Below are 20,169 nucleotides of genomic sequence, written 5' to 3' on the forward strand. Positions count from 1 at the left end.
GGGCGGGGCGGAGCCGGCACTGTGGCGGCCGGCCCCGCGGCACCGGCAGGGCTCAGCCCTTGACGGCGCCCGCCATGATCCCTCCGACGATCTGCTTGCCGAAGACGACGAAGACGAGCAGCAGCGGCAGGGTGCTGATCAGCGCTCCGGCCATGACGATGCTCTGGTCGGGGGTGTAGGAGGCGCTGAGCTGGCCGAGCGCCACCTGGATGGTGGGGTTCTCCTGGTTCAGCGCGAGGAAGGGCCAGAAGAAGTCGTTCCACGCCTGGACGAAGGTGAGCATGCCCAGCACCATCATCGCGGGCCGGGCCACGGGCAGCACCACGCTCCACACGATGCGGAAGTTGCTCGCCCCGTCGACCTTGGCCGCCTCGATCAGCTCGTACGGCAGGGCCTCGATCAGGTACTGGCGCATGAAGAAGACGCCGAAGGCGCCGACCAGGGTCGGGAAGATCACCGACTCCAGCTTTCCGCCCCACCCGATGTCCGACATCATCATGAACAGCGGGACGACGCTGAGCTGGGGCGGGATCGTCAGCGTGGCGATCACCGCGGTCATCAGCACACCACGGCCGCGGAAGCGCATCTTGGCGAACGCGTAGCCGGCGAGGGTGCAGAAGAACAGGGTGGCTACGGTGATGCTGCCGGCCACGATGACGCTGTTGACGATGGCCTTGCCCAGGTGGGCCTGGTCCCAGGCCGCCTGGAGGTTGCTCCACAGTCTGCCGCCCGGCACGAGCGGCGGCGGGGTGTCCAGGACCCGCTGCTGGTCGTGCGAGGCGGCCACCAGGGTCCAGTACAGCGGGAAGATCGAGCCGAGGCCGACGACGATGAGGGCGACGTAGGTGAACGGACCGCCTCTGAGCTGCTGGCCGGCACCCATCTTGAAACGGGCACGGCCCTTGCCGGGGGCGGTGGGAAGCGGTGCCGGGCCGAGGTCCGGCGCGGTCGTGGTGGGACTGGTCGTGGTCATCGATGTCGCTCCCGTCAGGCCGCGCTCTTGCGCACGAACCGGCCGACGATCCAGTTGATCAGGGCGATGAGCAGCAGCAGGACGAGCATGGCCCAGGCCACGGCCGCCGCCGGACCCAGGTGGCCCAGCTTCCAGCCGTAGTTGAAGAGGTAGATGCTGAGCGTCTCGTACTGGTGCTCGCTGCCGCCGATCGAGCCGAGGGTGCCGCCCTGGAGCAGCAGCGGCTCACCGAACAGCTGCATCGAGCCGATGGTGGAGATCACGATGGTGAACAGGATCGTGGGCCGCAGCGAGGGGATGGTCACCTTGCGGAACTGCTGCCACCGGCTCGCTCCGTCGATGGAGGCGGCCTCGTACAGGTCGGTGGGGACCGCCTGCATGGCCGCCAGGTAGATGAGCGCGTTGTAGCCGGTCCACCGCCAGATGATGATGACGGAGATGGCGATCTTGGAGGTCCACTCCCCGTTGCCCCAGTCGGTGTTGCCGGCGCCGAAGAAGTGCAGCACCCAGTTGAGGATGCCGCCGTCGGCGCGGAAGACCAGCGCGAAGACCAGGGCGGCCGTGGCCACCGAGGTGGCGTACGGGGTGAGGATGATCGTCCGCCAGAAGGTGCTGGCGCGCAGCTTGTAGTTGAGCAGGTGGGCCAGGCCCAGCGCCACCAGCAGCTGCGGAACGGTGGAGATGACACCGATGATGAAGGTGTTGGTGACGGCCGTCCAGAACTCGGAGTCCTGGAGGATCTTGGTGAAGTTGTCGAAGCCGACCCACTGGGACTGGTCCAGGCTCGTCATCTCCACCCGGTGCAGGGCGATCCAGCCCGTGTACAGGAGTGGATAGAGCCCGAAGGCGCCGAAGATCAGGAAGAAGGGGGCTATGTAGGCGTACGGCGAGGCCTTGTCGTCGAAGCGCCACAGCCGGCTGCGCCAGGTACCGCGTCCTTTCGACGCGGCACCGGTGCCGCCGGGCGGCGGGGTGTAGGCGCCCCGGGCGGGGGTTGTCGTTGCCACGGAGGGAGTCCTTCCCTGGAGGTTTCGGCCGGGTGGGGCGGGAAGCGCGTTCGGGGACCGGGGTCGGTCCGCCCCTCCCCGCGCGGATCGGTACGGTGGCGAACGGCCCACGCCGCGGCCTGACGTGCGTGTGAGGCGGAGCCCGGCCGTCGGCTGCCGGGTCCCGCCGGGTGGTGCCGTGGGCGGCGCCCGCCGTCGGGCACCGCTCACGTCGTCGAGCGCGGACGGGTGCGGGCGGCCGGTGGGCCCCCGCACCCGGTACGGCTAGCCGAGCGCCTTGTCGATCGTCTCGGTCGCGGCCTTCCACGCGTCGGCGGGCTTGGTGCCCCGCTGCTCCATGTTGTTGATCTGCGTGGAGATCGTGTCCTTGATCACGCCGTCCTTCGCGCCGAGCACGGCCTCGGGGATGGACTTGGCCTCCTCGGCGTAGATCTGGCCGATGGGGGCGTCGCTGAAGTACGGCAGCTTGGCGTTCTTCACGTCGGCCAGCTCATAGGCGCCCTTGTTGGACGGGAAGACACCGATCGCCTTGAAGACGGCGGCCTGCTGCTCCGGGGCGGTCAGCCACTTGACCAGCTCCGTGGCCTCCTTGACGTGCTTGCCGCTCTTCGGGACGGCGAGGAAGGAGCCGCCCCAGTTGGCCGCGGTCGAGCCGGGGGCGCGGGAGATGTCCCACTTGCCCTTGAAGGAGTCGCCGGAGTTGATGGATATCTGGCCGGCCATCCAGGCGGGGCACGCCACGGTGGCCACGGTGCCCTTGCGCAGCGCCGCGTTCCAGGCGTCGGTGAACTGGGGCAGGCCCTGGCTCAGCTTCTTGTCGGCGGCCTCGGCGGCCAGGTTCCAGCCCTGCTGCACCGACTGGCTGTCCTTGTAGGCCGGCTTGCCGTCGGCGTCGTAGTACTGCTGGGAGGAGGAGCTGACGACCGCGTTGTACATGGCGGACGCGGAGTCCATGAAGTAGGTGCCGGAGGGCGCCTTCTTCTTGTACTGCTCGCCGAGCTTGAGGTAGTCCTCCCAGCCGCCGGCGACGGCCTTGGCGACGGCCTCGCGGTCGGTGGGCAGGCCCGCCTTCTCGAAGAGGTCCTTGCGGTAGCACAGGGACATGGGGCCGATGTCGGTACCGGCGCCGATCACCGTGCCGTCCTTGGCGGTGGCCTGCTTCTCCTTCCAGGACACCCAGTCGTTGACGTTGATCGCCTTGCTGAGGTCGGCGAACTTGCCCGACTGGGTGTCGACGACCTCCTTGATACGCCCGACTTCGATGCCCGTGACGTCCGCGAGGCCGCTGCCCGTGTTCAGCTGCTGAAGGAGCTTCGGGTAGTAGTCCTGCTCGTTGGCGGTGGTCTCTTCCTTGACCGTGATGTTCGGGTGCAGCTCGTGGTACTTGGCGAACAGCTTGGCCTCCTTGTAGCCGAACTGCCCGAAGTCGGCCACCTTGAGGGTGATGTTCCCGTTGGCGTCCGTGCTGTCCGAGTCGTCGTCGCTGCTGCAACCGGTCAGCAGCAACGCGGAGGCCGTCAGGACCGTCGTGGCCAGCGTCGCGGTTCTGCGGCCGTGACCACCGCCGGTACGGGTGATGCGCATTCCACTACTCCTTGTTCCAGTGGGGAACGGGACCTCAGGAATCGGACCGCCGGACCCGGCGGTCCGGACCTGCCCTCTCGGTGCGAGCAGCGGCTAGCCAACAGCACACGGAGTGCGGTGGAAAGGTGCTGGTCAACGGTGTGCCATGCAAGGTAGAGGGGAAGGCCATGGGTGGTTCGATCCGAACGGAAGAGAGCCCCGGTCGCCCTGTGGGACCGCTCCCACGCGGCATGCCGGAAGACTCGTTGGTGCCAGGCCGAGTGTCAAGTCTTGAAGACGGCGTTGTTGCGTAAGCGTGTTCCGCGCGTCACGTGAACGTGTCGTGCGCCCCCACGCAACCAGCCCGTCATCCGGCCGTTCCCTACAGCGTCGGCGCAGGTCACGAGCGGGTCAATCCCCGCTCACGGCCAACAGGGCCCGCATCCGGACCGGTTGCCGGATTCTCTGGGTCAGAATGAAGCGCCCCTCCACCGGACCACCGGAAGGTGAACGATGAGCCCTGCCGAACAGCCGCAGCCGCACAGGACCGCGGACGTCCGGCGCCCGACCCTGAACGCCGTGGCCGCCCGCGCCGGAGTGGGCCGCGGCACGGTCTCGCGGGTGATCAACGGCTCCCCGAAGGTCAGCGCGCGCTCCCGGGCGGCCGTGGAACAGGCCATCGCGGAACTCGGCTACGTCCCCAACCGCGCCGCCCGTTCACTGGCGACGCGGCGCACGGACGCGGTCGCGCTGGTCGTGCCCGACGCCGAGAACCGGCTGTTCTCCGAACCGTACTCCTCCGGGATCATCCGGGGCGTTTCCACCGGAATCGCGGGCGCCGGGATGCAGTTGCTGCTGGTCCTCACGGGCAACGACAAGGAGCACGGCCGGCTCGCCGCCTACCTCGCCGCCCAACGGGTGGACGGCGTCCTGATGATGGCGGTCCACGGGGACGACACCCTGCCCGACCGGCTGGAGGAACTGGCCGTGCCGACCGTGCTGGCCGGGCGGCGCAGCGACCGCGAGAGGCTCGGCCATGTCCGCGCGGACAACCGGGGCGGCGCCCGGCTCGCCGTCCGGCACCTGCTGGCGGGCGGCCGCCGGTCCATCGGCACCATCACCGGTCCGCTGGACATGGACGTGGCGCGGGCACGGCTCGACGGCTACCGGGAGGCCCTGCGCGAGGCGGGGGTCGCCGTCGACGAAGACCTCGTCGCGGCGGGCGACTTCACCGAGGAGGGCGGGCGCGTGGCCATGCGGGAACTGCTGCGCCGGCACCCGGACCTGGACGCCGTCTTCGCCGCCTCCGACGTGATGGCCTCCGGCGCGGTGCTGGAACTGCGCGCGGCGGGGCGGAGGGTACCGGACGACGTGGCGCTGATCGGCTTCGACGACTCGATCGTGGCCCGGCACATCGATCCCCCGCTGACCAGCGTGCGCCAGCCGCTGGAGGAGATGGGCCGCACGATGGCGAGCCTCCTGCTGGAGGAGATCGCCCAGCGCGGAACCGGCCAGCGGGGAGTGGTGTTGCCGACGGAACTGGTGGTACGGGCGTCGGCCTGAGGGGGCGGGGGTTGGTCGGTGGGGTTGGGGGTCGGGGGTCGGCCGGAGAAGTCGAGCATCTGCCTGAGCCATCGGGCACCCAGAAGTCACCTGCCGCCCGCGAAGCCGCCCCTGCCATACCGAACCGATCACCGCCTCCCCCTTTCGCCGTGGGAGCGCTCCCATGCATAATGCGTGCACTCGACCCATGGGAGAGCCTCCATGCCCGAACCGACGACCGTGGCCTTTCCTCCCGGCTTCCTCTTCGGCGCCGCGACCTCGGCGTACCAGATCGAGGGTGCGGTGCGGGAGGACGGCCGCACCCCCTCGATCTGGGACACCTTCAGCCACACGCCGGACAGGACGGCCGGCGGCGAGACCGGGGACATCGCCGTCGACCACTACCACCGCTACCGCGACGACGTCGCGCTCATGGCGGAGCTGGGCCTGAACGCGTACCGCTTCTCCGTCTCCTGGCCCCGGGTGCAGCCGACGGGCCGGGGGCCGGCGGTCCAGCGGGGCCTGGACTTCTACCGCCGCCTCGTCGACGAGCTGCTGGCCCGGGGCATCGCACCGGCGCCCACGCTCTACCACTGGGACCTGCCCCAGGAGCTGGAGGACGCGGGTGGCTGGCCGGAACGGGACACCGCCTTCCGGTTCGCCGAGTACGCGCAGCTCGTCGGCGAGGCGCTGGGCGACCGGGTGGAGCAGTGGATCACCCTCAACGAGCCGTGGTGCAGCGCCTTCCTGGGCTACGCCTCCGGGGTGCACGCCCCCGGCCGGACCGACCCGGCGGCCTCGCTGCGCGCGGCCCACCACCTCAACCTGGGGCACGGGCTGGCCGTTTCCGCCCTCCGCGCGGCGATGCCGGCCCGCAACCGGATCGCGATCAGCCTGAACTCATCCGTCGTACGGCCGCTTTCCCAGGACCCGGCCGACCTGGCCGCGGCCCGCAGGATCGACGACCTGGCCAACGGCGTGTTCCACGGGCCGCTGCTGCACGGGGAGTACCCGTCGTCGCTCCTGGAGGCCACGCGCTCGCTGACCGACTGGTCGTACGTCCTGGACGGCGATCTCCGCACGATCAACGCCCCGTTGGACGCCCTGGGCCTGAACTACTACACCCCGGCACTGGTCTCGGCCGCCTCCGACGGCGTCGCGGGCCCCCGGGCGGACGGCCACGGCTCCAGCGACCACTCCCCCTGGCCCGGCGCCGACGACGTCGTCTTCCACCAGACCCCCGGCGACCGCACGGAGATGGGCTGGACGATCGATCCGACGGGCCTGTACGACCTGCTCATGCGCTACACGCGCGAGGCGCCCGGCCTCCCCCTCCACATCACCGAGAACGGTGCGGCCTACGACGACAAGCCCGATCCGGACGGCCGGGTGCACGATCCCGAGCGCATCGCCTACCTGCACGCCCACCTGTCGGAGGTGCGCCACGCCATCGCCGACGGCGCCGAGGTCCGTGGCTACTACCTGTGGTCCCTGATGGACAACTTCGAGTGGGCGTACGGGTACGGCAAGCGGTTCGGCGCGGTGTACGTGGACTACGCCACGCTGGAGCGGACGCCGAAGTCGAGCGCGCGGTGGTACGGGAAGGTGGCGCGGACCGGAGCGCTGCCCCCGGTGGACGCGCGGGTGTGAGCGTGCGGCCCGGCGGCAGTGAGCCGCCGGGCCCTCACCCGGTCGTGGTGACGCGCGCGCCTACTTGTACGCCCCGAACGCCTTGGAGAAGGCGAACGGGTCCTGGGTGAGGGAGCTGCACGTGGCGTCGGCGGTCGGCTTGGTGCCGCCGGCGCACTGCTTGTCGCGGGTCGCCGACCACATCGACAGCCAGCCGAGCCCCTTGGACCGGGCGAAGTTCACCAGCTGGGTGGCGTCGTCGACCTTGAACACCTCGGACGAGACGTCGTTGACGCCGATCATCGGGGTGACGGCGACGGCCTTCCAGGCGGCCGCGTCGGACAGCCCCAGCACGCTCTTGACCTGGGCCTGGGTGGCGGTCGCGGCCTGCTCGGCGTACGTGCCCATGTCGCCGTTGTACGAGGCGCCGTAGTCCATCGCCATGATGTTGACGGTGTCGATCTCCACGCCGTTGGACCTGGCGTTGGCGAGGAGGTTCACGCCGTCCTGGGTCAGACCCTCGGGCATCACCGGGAGGGTGAAGGAGACGTCCAGGTCCGGGTGCCGCGCCTGGAGCTTGGCGATGGCCTGGGCGCGGCGGGTGTTGGCGGCGGTGTTCGGCAGCGCGCCGCCCTCGACGTCGAAGTCGACCTTGGTCAGCTTGAACGCGTCGACCGCCTTGCCGTACGCCGCCGCCAGCGCGTCCGCGGAGGAGCAGGTGGTGGCCAGCTCGGAGCCGGAGGCGCCGCCGAAGGAGACCCGGACGTCACCGCCCTTGGCGCGCAGCGCGCCGATCTGCGCGGCCACGGCGTCGCTGCTGAGGTCCGTGACCCCGCCCCACTTGGGGGTGCAGCCGCCGCCGTCGGTGAGGAAGGCGAGGTTGTAGTTCTTCACGCCGGTCGCGTCGGCGGCGCCGAGGAGGTCGAAGGCCGGGTAGAGGCTGGTGTCGACGTAGGGGGCGAAGCCGGCGGAGGCGGTGCTGCCGGATCCGGTGCTGCCGGTGGGGGTGGGGGTCCCGCTCTGCGCGGGGGTCGACGTGGGCGCGGAGGTGGGCGTGGAGGTGGGGGTCGGCGCCGGCGACTGGGTGGTCTGCGTCGGTCGGCCGCTCGGCTCGGGGGTGGCTGCGCCGTCCGCGGAACACTGCGCGCCGTCGATGCGGCAACCCGTCGGTTCGCCGCCGCCGTTGACCACGAAGCCGACGGTCACGGACTTGCCCGGGGCCAGGCCGTCGGTGTCCCACGTGGCCGGCTTCACGGTGACGTGCTGACCGCTGACGCTCGACTCGCCGTTCCACAGGGAGCTGAGCCTGGCCCCCGCGGGGAGGTCGAACTCCAGCGTCCAGGTCTTCTCGGCCTGGCCGGTGTTGTTGGTGACGACGTACTGGGCGGTGTAGCCCGTGGACCAGTCGCTGGTCTTGGTGTAGGCGGCGTTCACACCGGCCGCGTTGGCGGTGCCGGTGAGCAGGACCGCGCCGCCGCCGATCACGGCCGCGGCCACCAGGCCGCCCATCGCCTTGTTCCTGCCACTGATCCTGCGCCGGTGCGTGCTCATGCGCGTGCCTGCCTTCGCTGTTCACGGGGTGAGGTGCGGCAGCACGCTAGCGATCAGGAAAGGGACAAACCGCTTGTTCGGGGCGCCCGTTGCAGACCTTAGGGTTCGCTTAAGGAAGCGATCGGGGACGGTTAAAGGTAGAGACCAATTTGCCCGGTCGGCGTCTGCGTACGGCCCCGCGCTGTCTGCGTCCCACCGGCTTCCGCGCGTCCAGCTGGAACCAGATCCGCACCTCGGTGCCGCCCAGCACGGAGGCGCCGATGCGGACGTCACCGCCGGTGGACTCGGCGAGCCGGCGGACGATGTCCAGGCCGAGGCCGGTGGAGCCGGTGTGTCCGGAACCCCGGCCGCGGGCCATCGCCGCCTCGGGGTCGGCTATGCCGGGGCCCGCGTCGGAGACGAGCACGATCACCGCGTCCTCGCCGTTGTGCACGTCGACCGCGAAGGCGGTGCCCTCGGCGGTGTGCCGGAAGACGTTGCCGAGCAGGGCGTCGAGCGCGGCGGCCAGGTCGGCGCGGGCCACGGGTACGCGCACCGGCCGGTCGACGCCGGCCACCCGCCACTTGCGGCCCTCGTCCTCCGCCAGCGCGGACCAGAACTCCATGCGTTCGCGGACCACTTCGGCCACGTCACAGCCCGCACCGGGTCCGGCGGCGGCCGTCTGCGGCTTGGCCTCGCGGGCCGTCCGGATGATGGTGTCGACCTCGCGCTCCAACTGGGCGACGGCGGCCCGGGTCTGCTCGGCGGCCGGTCCGGCGCCGAGGGAGGCCGCGTTCAGCCGGAGGACGGTGAGCGGGGTGCGCAGCCGGTGCGAGAGGTCGGCGGCCAGCTCCCGTTCGTTGGCGAGGAGCTGGACGACCTGGTCGGCCATGGAGTTGAACGCGGCGGCGGCCAGCCGGAGTTCGGTCGGGCCGTCCTCCGGCACCCGGGCGCCCAGCTTGCCCTCGCCCAGTTCGTGCGCGCCCTCGACGAGCCGCCGTGCGGGCCGCACCATGCGCACCCCGAGCCGGTCGGCGACCGCGACCGAGCCGACGATCAGCGCGAGGCCGACGGCCGCGAGCACCGCCCAGGCCGTGCCGACGCCGTTGGTCACCTCGGACTCGGGGACGTACACCTCGACCACGGCTATCGCGCCGGAGCCGAGCGCGACCGGCTGGAGCAGGGTGGAGCCGCCGGGCACGGTGGTGGTGGAGGCGCGGCCGAGTCGTCGTACGGCCTCGATGTCGCGTCCTGCGGCGCGCTGCCGGCCGAGGTCGAGCGCGGCCCGGCCGCCCTCGGCGGGCAGGTGGACCGCCATCCCGGAGTCGGCGCCGGCCGAGGCCACCACACGCTCCAGCTGGTCCCGGTCGGTGGTGATGGACAGCGCGGGCGCCACCGCCGCGGCCTCCCGCTCGGCGCCTGAGAACGCGCGATCGCGGGCCATCTCCTTGACGACCAGGCCGAGCGGCACGGCGAAGGCGACCACGACCATCGTGGTGACCGCCAGGCAGACCTTGACCAGGGCCCATCTCATCGCGAGACCTGCCCGTCCTGCCGGTCGCAGGGCGGTTCGAGCTTCACTCCGACGCCCCGCAGCGTGTGCAGGTACCGGGGCCGGGCGGCCGTCTCCCCCAGCTTGCGGCGCAGCCAGGACAGATGGACGTCGATGGTCTGGTCGTCACCGTAGGACTGCTGCCAGACCTCGGCGAGGAGTTCCTTGCGCGGGACGACGACGCCCGGCCGCCCGGCGAGGAAGGCCAGCAGGTCGAACTCGCGGCGGGTGAGGTCGAGCCGGGCCCCGTCCAACTCGGCCTGGCGGCGCAGCGGGTCGACGGTCAGGCCGCCGACGCGGAGCACGGACGAGGGCGGGGCCTCCCCGCCGCCGGAACGGGCCCGGCGCAGCACGGCCGCGATCCGGGCGGAGAGGTGGTCGACGGAGAACGGCTTGGTCAGATAGTCGTCCGCCCCGGCGTTCAACAGCCGGACGATCTCCGTCTCGTCGTCCCGGGCGGTGGCGATGATGACGGGCACGTCGGTGATGCCGCGCAGCATCTTCAGGGCCTCGGAGCCGTCCAGGTCGGGCAGTCCGAGGTCCAGGATGACCAGGTCGAAGCGGAAATGGGCGACCTCGCGCAGCGCCTCCAGTGCCGTACCGACACTGCGCACGGTGTGTGCGGCGTCGGTCAGGTGCCGGATGAGCGCCGAGCGTACGAACTGGTCGTCCTCGACCACGAGCACACTTGCCATGCGCCGCACCGTACGCCATGCGGACACGACCGGGCGGGCGCCTGTGGACGACTCGGGGCATGTGCGTACGGCGGTTCGCCTGGGGCAGTATGGCCCGCGATGCGCAAAGGACTCGTACACGTACTGGCGTGGCTGCTCGCGACGGGAGCGGCGGTCACGCTGTCGTGGTGGGGTGTCCACACGGTGATGGCGGGGACGGCCTACGACCCGCCGCGCGCGCTTCCGGTCACGGCCGCCGACGCGGACACCCGGGACGTGAAGTCCGCGTCCCCGGCGCCCTCTCCGTCGCCGCCCCCGTCTCGGAAGCGGCCGGTCCGGACGACGGCGACGCCGACGCCCGCGCACACGCCGTCCCGCACGCCGTCCCCGCCCCCGTCCCCCACCGCTTCGGCCACCGCGTCCGGCCGGGTCAGGTCCTACGACACCGACGGCGGCCGGGCGGTGTTCGACCTGCGGACGGCCGACGCCACGCTCGTGTCGGCGATCCCGGGCCCGGGCTGGTCGATGCAGGTGTGGAAGACGGAGAGCTGGATCCGGGTGGAGTTCAGCCGGGGCGCGGACCGGGTGTCGGTGTTCTGCACCTGGCACGACGGGCCGCCGCGGGTCGAGGTGGGCACCTACTGACCGGGGCGGCCCCTAGCGGAACACCGAGGGCGGCGGTGCCGGCGAGGCCACCGCGGCATCGTCCGTCACGGGCACCGCGCCACCGGTGAAGTCGGTGAGCTGTCTGCCGTGTTCGACGCGGCCGGGGTGCGGGTCGGAGGCGGCGCGGCGGGTGAGTTCGGCGAGCGGCAGCGGGAGGTCGGAGGCGACCAGGACCGCGTTGCCGAAGCGCTTGCCGCGCAGCACGGCCGCGTCGGCGATCAGCGCGAGTTCGCCGAACCGGGCGGCGGCGGTGGCGATCTGGCCGCGCAGGTGCGCGAGCGGCGGACCGTCGGCGAGGTTGGCCGTGTAGACACCGGAGGGCTTCAGGGCGCGCCGGACCTCGTCCAGGAACTCGGTGGAGGTGAGGTGGGCGGGGGTGCGGGCGCCGCTGAAGACATCGGCGACGACCAGGTCGGCCCAGCCGTCCGGCACCTTGGCGAGCCCCGCGCGGGCGTCGGTGGCCCGTATCCGGATGCGCGCGCCCGGGTCCAGCGGCAGCTCCCGGCGGACGAGCTGCACCAGGGTCGCGTCCCGCTCCACGACCTGCTGGGTGGAGCGGGGCCGGGTCGCGGCGACGTACCGGGCGAGGGTGAGGGCGCCGCCGCCGAGGTGCACGGCGTGCACGGGCTTGCCGGGCGGGGCGGCGAGGTCGATGACATGGCCGAGGCGGCGCTGGTACTCGAAAGACAGGTACGCGGGGTCGTCCAGGTCGACGTGCGACTGGGGCGCGCCGTCGATCAGCAGCGTCCAGGCCCGGGCGCGGTCCGGGTCGGGCACGAGCTGTGCGAGCCCGCCGTCGACCGGCTCCTCGACCGCGGCTACGGCGGCCGATCCGCGCCGTGTGTTCCTGGACCTGCCCATCCACCCATTTTCGCAGCCTCCGGGGGCGGGCGCGTCACCGGCAGTTGTCGGCCACCTCGATCAGGCGGGCCGCCTCGCCGAGGGCCCGGCGCAGGACCACCGGGTCGGTGGCGAGGTCGGCCTCGCCGGGCGGCAGCAGCCAGTCGGAGCCCTCCACCGGCGGCTCGGGGTTCAGCCGCAGCCCGCGTCCGTCGGTCTCGGTGCAGGTGCTGCCCGGCAGGTCCCAGCCGGCGGCCGTGCCGGCCGGGACCAGGAAGCCGAGGGTGCCGCAGCCGTCGTCGTGCAGCACGGGCCCGACCGCGTCCGCCGCCCCCCGCCGCAGGATGTCGACGGCTTCCAGCCCCTGCCGGGTCGGTACCGTCACGAGGTCGCATCTCGCGTCACCTCCCGCGCACGCGGACGACGACGGCGACGTACAAGGATCGTTGCTCTGGCTGGTCTCCATGCCGGCCTCCACACACAGCCCTGTTGCGGTCCATGGAGTCCAACGCGCGAGCGCGTCAACGGCAACGGCACAAGTGCGCCGCAAAGGATGGCACTTCATGGCAGATCATGCATGAGATATCCGGTTTGTAGCTAAACACCGCGTGGCGGGTCCTTCACAGCGGGTACGTTCATGCCCGCCGGAACCAGGGCGTCACACGGGCAACTCGTCCCGGATCGCCCGGGTCCCGGCGTGGTTCGACGGTTCGCACGAGAGGACCCGGCCATGGCGTCGTCAACCGTGACCTCGTCACAGCCCGAACGGCCACCACGGCCGAACCTCGCCTTCCGGCGACTGCGCGGCCGGCGCTCACCGGCGGAGTTCGCGGCGCTGGTACGGCGGGCGGCGCGCGAGATCGGTGAGCGGGTGAGCTGTGACGCGCGCTACATCGGCCGGGTCGAGGCGGGCGAGATCCGCTGCCCCAACTACGCGTACGAACGGGTGTTCCTGCACATGTTTCCCGGCCGCACGCTCACCGACCTCGGCTTCGCGCCCCGCTCGTCCGTCCGCGGACGCGCGGCGCGCACGGCGGTGGAGACGGCCCCCGCGGAGCGGGTGCCCGGTGAGTTGCGCGAGGCGTTGGAGCCGTATGAGTCCCGTGAGACCGGTGGGTCCCGCGACGCGCGGGACCCGCGAGAAGGGGGCCCGTATGAACCGCACCCGCTGTACGAACCGCACGAACCGTTTGCGAAAGACCCCCTGAACCACGAGGAGAGCGACGTGCTGCGTCGCGCATTCATGACCGGCGGAGGCGCCACGGTGGCCGCCGCCACGCTGGCCCCGCTGGGGCTCACCACCGGCGCCACGGCGGCGGAACGGCCGCTGCGGCGCGCCGGCAGCTCCGAGGCGGCGGCGCTGGAGGAGGCCGTCCGCCGTATCCGGCTGCTCGACGACCGGCACGGCGCGGACGGCCTCTACCGGCGCGCGGCGGCTCCGCTGCGCGCGGCGTACGAGCTGCTCGACGCGGGCGCGACCCGGCAGACCACCGCCGACCGGCTGCACGCGGGCGCGGGTGAACTCGCCATCTCCGTCGGCTGGCTGGCCCACGACTCCGGCCGTTTCGACGACGCCCGCTCGCACTACGCGGAGGCACTGGCCACCGCGCGTATGACCGGCGATCCGGCGCTGGAGGCCCACGCCTTCTGCAACACCGCGTTCCTGGCCCGGGACGCCGGGCGGCCCCGGGAGGCGGTACGGGCCGCGCAGGCCGCGCAGCGCGCCGCCCGGCCGCTCGGCTCCGACCGGCTGATGTCCCTGCTGGCGCTGCGGGAGGCGGGCGGCTGGGCGGGGCTCGCCGACCGCACCGGCTGTGCGCAGGCGCTGGCCCGGGCGCACGCCCTCTTCGAGCGGGGCCGCTCGGACGCCGACCCCGAGTGGATGAGCTTCTACGGAGAGGCGGAGCTGGAGGGGCTGGAGGCGCAGTGCTGGTCCACGCTGGGCGACTGGCGGCGGGCGTCCCGGCACGCGCGGCGGGCGGCGCGTCTGCAGGATCCGCACTTCACCCGGAACATCGCGCTGTACACCGCGGAGCTGGCCGACGATCTCGCCCGCGAGGGCCGGCCCGACGAGGCGGCGGAGGCGGGGCTGCGGGTGCTGGCGCTGCTGGACCAGGTCCAGTCCTCCCGCATCCAGACGATGCTGGCGGGGACGGCACGGGTGCTGTTGCCGCACCGGCGGGCGTCGGGGGTGTCGGAGTTCCTGGACCGCCACGCGTCCGTTCCGCGGCGGGTGTAGGGGCTGCCCGGTTCCGGACGGGGGCCGGCGCTGTCGCCGGTCCGCGGGCCGGTGGGGCCGGTCGCGCCCACGCGGCGGAGCCCCACGTCGCCACAGCCCCGCGCCCCTCCGGGCGCGGCCATCCTCTCAGCCCGCCAGATGCCCCAGGTCGTTCCAGCTCTCGATCGCGGGTTCCCCGTAGGCCCAGCCCAGTACGGACAGCGACGTGGGATTCAGCCGTATCCGCGCCGCGAAGTCCAGCGGCAGCCCCAGCCACCGCGCCCCGATCGACCGCAGGATGTGTCCGTGGGCGAAGACCAGGACGTCACGGTCGGCGGAACGGGCCCAGGACACCACCTCGTCCGCGCGCGCGGTGACGTCGGCGATGCTCTCGCCCTCCGGGACCCCGTCCCGCCAGATCAGCCAACCGGGCCGCACCGCCTGGATCTCCGCCGGGGTCATGCCCTCGTAGGCGCCGTAGTCCCACTCCATCAGCGTGTCCCACACCGTGGCACGGTCCCCGAAGCCGGCCAGTTCGCACGTCTCCCGCGCGCGTGACAGCGGGCTGGTCCGCACCTCCACGTCCGCCAGACCGTCCAGCGGGGCGCGGTGCAGCCGCTCACCGAGCAGCTTGGCCCCGCGCCGGCCCTCCTCCAGCAGCGGCACATCGGTCCTGCCGGTGTGCTTGCCGGACAGCGACCATGCCGTCTGTCCGTGCCGGGCCAGCAGAATGCGCGGTGCCATGGGGTCTCTCCGAAGAACAAGCGGATGCACGACAAGGGGACGCACGACGAGTGGGTGCGGTCCCTCCATCATCGCGCACCGGGTTCCCAGGCAACCCGCCGGGCGATCTCCGCGTCTTCGAGGGCTGACACACGCCGAGCGTGATCCGAGCGCCCGTCATGGGCGCAGTAGGGACACCGTAAAGTGGCACGGTCGCCCGCCGGGGCGCAGCCGCACAGCAGAAGGGGGAGGGCGATCGGATGCCGCAGACCGAGACACCGGGCACCGAGGTGGCCCCGCGACCCCGGCTGCGCTGGTGGACCGAGCTGCCGCTGATCCTGCTGGTCTACGGCTGCTACTCGGCCGGCCGGCTCCTCGCGCGCGGTGACGTCACCGGCGCCGTCGACCACGGCCTGGCGATCCTGCGCGTCGAGAAGGCCCTGCACCTGAACGCGGAGCACCCGCTGAACCGGCTGTTCACCCGCGAGGCCTGGCTCGGGGTGCCGGCCGACTTCTGGTACGCCTCGCTGCACTACCTGGTCACGCCCCTGATCCTGGTCTGGCTGTTCCGCGCGTGCGCCCCCCACTACCGCGCGGCCCGCACCTGGCTGATGACGTCCACGTTCATCGGCCTGATCGGCTTCAGCCTGCTGCCGACCTCCCCGCCCCGCCTGCTCTCCGCCGATCACGGCTTCGTGGACACGATGGCGCAGTACAGCGCGTACGGCTGGTGGGGCGGCGAGGCCAGCGCCCCGCGCGGCATGGGCGGCATGACCAACCAGTACGCGGCGATGCCGAGCCTGCACGTGGGCTGGGCGCTGTGGTGCGGTGTGATGCTGTGGCGGTACGGCGGCTCGCGCCTGACGAAGGTCCTCGGTGTCGTCTATCCGCTGGTGACCGCGCTGGTGGTCATGGGCACCGCCAACCACTACTTCCTGGACGCGGTCGCGGGCGCGGCCGTGATGGGCGTCGGCCTGCTGCTGGCACCGCGGATGATGCGGGCCGCGGACCTCGTCCGGACCCGGCTGTCCCCCCGTACCGCACCGGTCCCGGACGGCACGGGTTCCCCGATTGTCAGTGCCGGATGCCAGACTTCGGCGGGTGAGCGAATTCCACGGCAGCGCGAGTCGCGGCTCGACCCCGCGGCCGGACCGGACGCCTCCCCCAGCGACGCGGGCGAAGGGGCTCCGGCACCGGCTCGCTGAGCTGCGCGGTCCCGACGTACCGGCCAAGGCCCTGGACGCCCGCGCCCTCGCGGCGCTCGCCGCGAACCCGGGCTGCTCCCGGCGGGCGATCCTGGACGGCGCCGGGGTGGACAAGGCCAAGCTGGCCGGCGCGCTGGGCGCGCCGTCCGGCTTCGGGCAGTCGCAGTTCGCGCTGACCCGGGGCAACGCGTTCGAGGCGCGGGTCAAGGCGGACGGCGGCGCCGAGCTGCTGCGCCTGGTGCACGCCCGGCTCGACCCCGGCGCCGAACCACCCGCCACGGCGGCCGTGCCCGACCTGACCGCGCACGGCCCCGAGGGGCGTACGGCCCGTACGGCGCTGGCGCTGCGCGAGGCCACGCGGGCCGGCGGCTGGACGCTCCTGGACCATCCGATGCTCGCTCTGGACGTGGCCGGTTCGCTCGCCTTCCTGGAGCCGGACGCGGTCGTGGTGCACCCGGACGGCAGCTGGTCGGTGGTCGAGATCAAGTCCTTCCCGATGGTGGACGGCGCCGCGGACCCGGCGAAGGTGGGCGCGGCGGCCCGCCAGGCGGCGGTGTACGTGCTCGCCCTGGAGGAGGTCGCGAAGCGTCTCGGCGCGGAGCCGGAGGGGCACGACCCCAAGGGCGCTCCGGTGCCGCGGGTGCGCCACCAGGTGCTGCTGGTGTGCCCGAAGGACTTCTCCAACCTGGCCGCGGGCTCCGCCGTGGACGTCCGCAAGCAGCGCGCGGTCACCGCGCGCCAGCTCGCCCGGCTCACCCGCGTCGAGGAGATCGCCGACGCGCTGCCCGAGGGCACGTGCTTCGCGCCCGACCGGCCCGCCGAGGAGCTGACGGCGGCCGTGGAGGCGGTGCCGGCGGCGTACGCGCCCGAGTGCCTGTCCGCCTGTGAGCTGGCCTTCCACTGCCGGGAGCGGGCCCGCGCGGCCGGCGCCGTCACCCGCCTCGGCCGGCCGCTGCGGGCCGAACTGGGCGGCCTGGCCACGGTCGAGGAGGTGCTGGCGGCCGCTCACGGCGAGAGCGGCGACCCGGACGACCCGGCGGTGGCCGCCCTGCGCCGGGCGGCTGCCCTGCGCGCGGAGGCCCTGCGCCAGGCCCGGGAGGCGGTCCCGTGTCCCTGATCACCACCCTCGCCCGGCTGGAAGCCGTCGGCACGGGCCGGGCGCAGCGCACCGCGACCGTCCGGCACCGGCATCTGTCCGACCACCCGCTGGTGTTCGTGCCGCTCACCACGGCCGGTGAGACGGGTGCCCCGCTCGGCGCGCTGGTCGGCACCGACCGTGACGCGCCCCGGCTGCTGGTCGTGCCCCAGCCCCGCGACCGCGACCTGCGCTTCACGTTCCTCGCCGACCTGGCCGACGTCGTCCTGCCGTACATCGACGCGTACGCCGACTCGGTGGAGGCGGCCGAGCGCACCGAGACCGACCCGGAGACCGGCAAGCGGGTCAAGGTGGCGGCCGAGCTGTGCGCGGACGCGCCCCAGCTGATCGTGCCGAGCCGCACGGGCCTGGACTTCGTACGGCTGCTGGGCCGCTCCATGCGGTTCCGGCGCACCGCCGAGCAGGACCCGGACGCGCCCTACCCGGCGCCGCCCCGGGTGCCGCTGCTCGGCCGCTGGCTGACCCACTACGGCGAGCGGGCCCGGGTCCCGGGCTCCTCGCTGCTGCTCGCCCTGACCGATGTGCTGTCCCGGCACTGGGCGACCGGCCAGTCGGGCCTGGAGGACGAACACCTGGGCGCGCTGCTGGCCTGGATCGACCCCCCGGAGGGCCTCAGCGGTGCCGAGGCCGCCCACCGGGCCGAACTCGCCAGGGACGCCGACGGCCAGTTGCTGTGCCCGCCGGCCGGCCCCGCCACGGACCCGGCGTTCGACAACAAGCTGCTGGCCCCGGCGATCGAGCGCTACGACCGCGCGCGCACGGCCCTGGCCGCCGCCGAGGACCCGCTGGAGGCCGACGACCGGCTGGCCGCGCTCACCCGGGCCGAGCGGGAGATCCGCGACCTGGTCGAGAGCCGTACCCGGCCCACCTGGGACGCGGTGTGGCGGGGCCTGGACCTGCTGCGGGCGCTGCCGGTGGGCGCGCACGTGGAGGGGCGCTGGACCCGGGACCGCTGGTCGTTCACCGGGCACCGGGACCGGGTGCTGGCCGGTGAGCCCCCGCAGCCGCGCCGGGACGACGCGGTGACGGCGGCGAACAAGCTGGCCACGCGCGAGCGTGAGCAGTCCCGGCTGGAGGCGCAGGAGGCGCTGGACGACCCGCTGGTGATGGCGGGGCGGCGGCTGGCCGGGGAGGCGTTCGCGGGCGAGGTGACCGACGTCGTGATGGCGTACAGCGAGGGCAAGCGGCCGAGCCCGCGCCCGCTGGTGACGGTCCGCACGGACGACCGGCCGCATCTGGCGGAGCGGGCGAAGGTGTACCGCTCGCTGGGCGGCAAGCCGCAGTCGGCGGAGTTCGTCGGTCAGGAGGCCGACGGTGTGCTGGTCCTGCGCGTGATGGACAAGATGGGCCGCGGCAAGGAGCCGGAGCCCGGGTCGGTGCCGGAGAAGGGCGACCGGGTCTGCTTCACCCTGTTCGAGCACGAGCAGCGCGGCGGTGCGAAGCTGCCCGACCCGGAGGAGACCCCCTGGACGCACGGCGGCCCGCCGGGCGAGCCGGCACCGGAGGCCCCCGACACCGTGACCGAGGAGGACGTGCTGTGACGACCGTCGACTTCGATCCCGGAGCCGCGGCCGGCCGCGCCACCGACGCGATCCTCCACGACACGCTGCACGGCGCCGAGCGGGGCGTGGTGGTGGACTCCCCGCCGGGCGCCGGCAAGTCGACGCTGGTGGTCCGCGCGGCCCTCGAACTCGCCGGTGCCGGGCGCCCGCTGATGGTGGTGGCCCAGACCAACGCCCAGGTGGACGACCTGGTCCTGCGCCTGGCCGAGAAGGACCCGGACCTGCCCGTCGGCCGTCTGCACAGCAGCGACGCCGACGCGTACGACAAGGCGCTGGACGCCTTGCCGCAGGTGCGCACCTCGGCGAAGGCGGCGGACCTGAACGGCCTGCCGGTGGTGCTCTCCACGGCGGCCAAGTGGGCGCACGTGAAGGTGGACGAGCCGTGGCGGCACGCGATCGTGGACGAGGCGTACCAGATGCGCTCCGACTCCCTGCTCGCGGTGGCCGGGCTGTTCGAACGGGCGCTGTTCGTGGGCGACCCGGGCCAGCTCGACCCCTTCTCCATCGTCGGCAGCGAGCAGTGGGCGGGCCTGTCGTACGACCCCTCGGCCTCGGCGGTCACCACCCTCCTGGCCCACAACCCGGACCTCCCCCAGCACCGCCTGCCGGTCTCCTGGCGCCTGCCGGCCTCGGCGGCGCCCCTGGTCTCGGACGCGTTCTACCCGTACACGCCGTTCCGCAGCGGCACGTCCCACGGGGACCGCCGGCTGGCCTTCGCCGTGCCCTCCGACGGCTCCGGCCCGGACCGGGTGATCGACGAGGCCGCGGAGTCCGGCTGGGGCCTGCTGGAGCTGCCCGCCCGGCACACTCCGCGCACGGACCCGGAGGCGGTCCGGGCGGTGGCGGCGGTGGTCCGCCGGCTGCTGGACCGGGGCGGAGCGGCCGTGTCGGAACGCGCGCCGGATCCCACCCCCCTCACCGCCGACCGCATCGCCGTGGGAACGGCCCACCGCGACCAGGCGGCGGCGATCCGCTCGGCCCTGGCCGACCTCGGCGTCCCGGACGTGACCGTCGACACGGCGAACCGTCTCCAGGGCCGCGAGTACGACGTCACGGTCGTCCTGCACCCGCTCTCCGGCCGCCCCGACGCCACCGCCTTCCACCTGGAGACGGGCCGCCTGTGCGTGCTGGCCTCCCGCCACCGCCACGCGTGCATCATGATCTGCCGCGCCGGGGTGACCGACCTGCTGGACGACTACCCCTCCACGGAACCGGTCCAGCTGGGAACGCTGGTGAAGTTCCCGGACGGCTGGGAGGCGAACCATGCGGTCCTGTCCCACCTGAGGGAACACCGGGTGCCCTGGCGCCCCTGACCGACACCCCGTGCCT

The 20,169-nt window shown here is 73.1% G+C and carries 17 protein-coding genes; 8 read left to right on the forward strand and 9 right to left on the reverse strand.

Features of this window, described 5'->3' with window-relative positions:
* Positions 1-52: 52 nt before the first annotated feature.
* From OO52_RS33550 to OO52_RS33560, 3 genes are all read right to left on the reverse strand, one after another.
* Entirely contained in the window at positions 53-973 is a 921-nt protein-coding gene (locus OO52_RS33550; RefSeq protein WP_030650857.1) for a carbohydrate ABC transporter permease, read from the reverse strand.
* A 14-nt stretch (positions 974-987) separates the two neighbouring features.
* Positions 988-1,980, reverse strand: coding sequence for a carbohydrate ABC transporter permease (locus tag OO52_RS33555; RefSeq protein ID WP_030650859.1), 993 nt, complete (start codon positions 1,978-1,980; stop codon positions 988-990).
* Between the two features lie 264 nt (positions 1,981-2,244).
* Complete coding sequence (locus OO52_RS33560; RefSeq protein WP_030650862.1) at positions 2,245-3,564, reverse strand: ABC transporter substrate-binding protein; 1,320 nt, start codon at positions 3,562-3,564, stop codon at positions 2,245-2,247.
* A gap of 492 nt (positions 3,565-4,056) precedes the next feature.
* On the opposite strand from OO52_RS33560, the gene OO52_RS33565 reads away from it, so the two are divergent.
* Both OO52_RS33565 and OO52_RS33570 read left to right on the forward strand, forming a co-directional pair.
* Positions 4,057-5,106 carry a LacI family DNA-binding transcriptional regulator gene (locus tag OO52_RS33565; RefSeq protein ID WP_030650865.1) on the forward strand — a complete coding sequence of 350 codons (1,050 nt, stop codon included), beginning with the start codon at positions 4,057-4,059 and terminating at the stop codon, positions 5,104-5,106.
* Positions 5,107-5,307: 201 nt separating this feature from the next.
* Entirely contained in the window at positions 5,308-6,735 is a 1,428-nt protein-coding gene (locus OO52_RS33570) for a GH1 family beta-glucosidase (RefSeq protein WP_030650868.1), read from the forward strand.
* Between the two features lie 60 nt (positions 6,736-6,795).
* Here OO52_RS33570 and OO52_RS33575 read toward each other — a convergent pair whose 3' ends face one another.
* The 3 genes from OO52_RS33575 to OO52_RS33585 all read right to left on the reverse strand — a co-directional run bounded on the left by OO52_RS33575 (position 6,796) and on the right by OO52_RS33585 (position 10,491).
* A complete protein-coding gene (locus OO52_RS33575) occupies positions 6,796-8,265 on the reverse strand; it encodes a glycoside hydrolase family 18 protein (protein WP_030650871.1) in 1,470 nt (489 codons plus the stop codon).
* 109 nt (positions 8,266-8,374) lie between these two features.
* Positions 8,375-9,778 carry a sensor histidine kinase gene (locus tag OO52_RS33580; protein ID WP_030650873.1) on the reverse strand — a complete coding sequence of 468 codons (1,404 nt, stop codon included), beginning with the start codon at positions 9,776-9,778 and terminating at the stop codon, positions 8,375-8,377.
* Positions 9,775-10,491 carry a response regulator transcription factor gene (locus OO52_RS33585; protein ID WP_030650876.1) on the reverse strand — a complete coding sequence of 239 codons (717 nt, stop codon included), beginning with the start codon at positions 10,489-10,491 and terminating at the stop codon, positions 9,775-9,777. The genes OO52_RS33580 and OO52_RS33585 overlap by 4 nt, the downstream gene beginning before the upstream one ends.
* Before the next feature lie 99 nt (positions 10,492-10,590).
* On the opposite strand from OO52_RS33585, the gene OO52_RS33590 reads away from it, so the two are divergent.
* A complete protein-coding gene (locus OO52_RS33590) occupies positions 10,591-11,115 on the forward strand; it encodes a hypothetical protein (protein WP_030650878.1) in 525 nt (174 codons plus the stop codon).
* A gap of 12 nt (positions 11,116-11,127) precedes the next feature.
* Here OO52_RS33590 and OO52_RS33595 read toward each other — a convergent pair whose 3' ends face one another.
* Together OO52_RS33595 and OO52_RS33600 are read right to left on the reverse strand one after the other, a co-directional pair.
* The gene (locus OO52_RS33595; RefSeq protein WP_030650880.1) at positions 11,128-11,997 is read right to left on the reverse strand and encodes a spermidine synthase; all 870 of its coding nucleotides are present in this window, start codon (positions 11,995-11,997) and stop codon (positions 11,128-11,130) included.
* Between the two features lie 34 nt (positions 11,998-12,031).
* Positions 12,032-12,442 (reverse strand): hypothetical protein, encoded by a 411-nt coding sequence (locus OO52_RS33600; protein ID WP_078629659.1) that lies wholly within the window; start codon positions 12,440-12,442, stop codon positions 12,032-12,034.
* Between the two features lie 264 nt (positions 12,443-12,706).
* On the opposite strand from OO52_RS33600, the gene OO52_RS33605 reads away from it, so the two are divergent.
* Positions 12,707-14,215, forward strand: coding sequence for a hypothetical protein (locus tag OO52_RS33605; RefSeq protein WP_030650884.1), 1,509 nt, complete (start codon positions 12,707-12,709; stop codon positions 14,213-14,215).
* Between the two features lie 126 nt (positions 14,216-14,341).
* On the opposite strand, the gene OO52_RS33610 is transcribed toward OO52_RS33605, so the two are convergent.
* Positions 14,342-14,938, reverse strand: a complete 597-nt coding sequence (locus tag OO52_RS33610) for a histidine phosphatase family protein (protein WP_030650886.1) — start codon at positions 14,936-14,938, stop codon at positions 14,342-14,344.
* Between the two features lie 239 nt (positions 14,939-15,177).
* On the opposite strand from OO52_RS33610, the gene OO52_RS33615 reads away from it, so the two are divergent.
* From OO52_RS33615 to OO52_RS33630, 4 genes are read left to right on the forward strand one after another with little or no spacing between them, the layout of a single operon-like run.
* Positions 15,178-16,122, forward strand: a complete 945-nt coding sequence (locus tag OO52_RS33615; RefSeq protein ID WP_030650888.1) for a phosphatase PAP2 family protein — start codon at positions 15,178-15,180, stop codon at positions 16,120-16,122.
* Positions 16,019-17,239, forward strand: coding sequence for a hypothetical protein (locus OO52_RS33620; protein WP_199822687.1), 1,221 nt, complete (start codon positions 16,019-16,021; stop codon positions 17,237-17,239). The genes OO52_RS33615 and OO52_RS33620 overlap by 104 nt, the downstream gene beginning before the upstream one ends.
* Entirely contained in the window at positions 17,230-18,819 is a 1,590-nt protein-coding gene (locus tag OO52_RS33625; protein ID WP_030650892.1) for a hypothetical protein, read from the forward strand. The genes OO52_RS33620 and OO52_RS33625 overlap by 10 nt, the downstream gene beginning before the upstream one ends.
* Complete coding sequence (locus tag OO52_RS33630) at positions 18,816-20,153, forward strand: AAA domain-containing protein (RefSeq protein ID WP_030650894.1); 1,338 nt, start codon at positions 18,816-18,818, stop codon at positions 20,151-20,153. The genes OO52_RS33625 and OO52_RS33630 overlap by 4 nt, the downstream gene beginning before the upstream one ends.
* Positions 20,154-20,169: the final 16 nt, after the last annotated feature.

The sequence above is a fragment of the Streptomyces flaveolus genome (assembly GCF_000716535.1).
Classification (GTDB): Bacteria; Actinomycetota; Actinomycetes; order Streptomycetales; family Streptomycetaceae; genus Streptomyces; species Streptomyces flaveolus_A.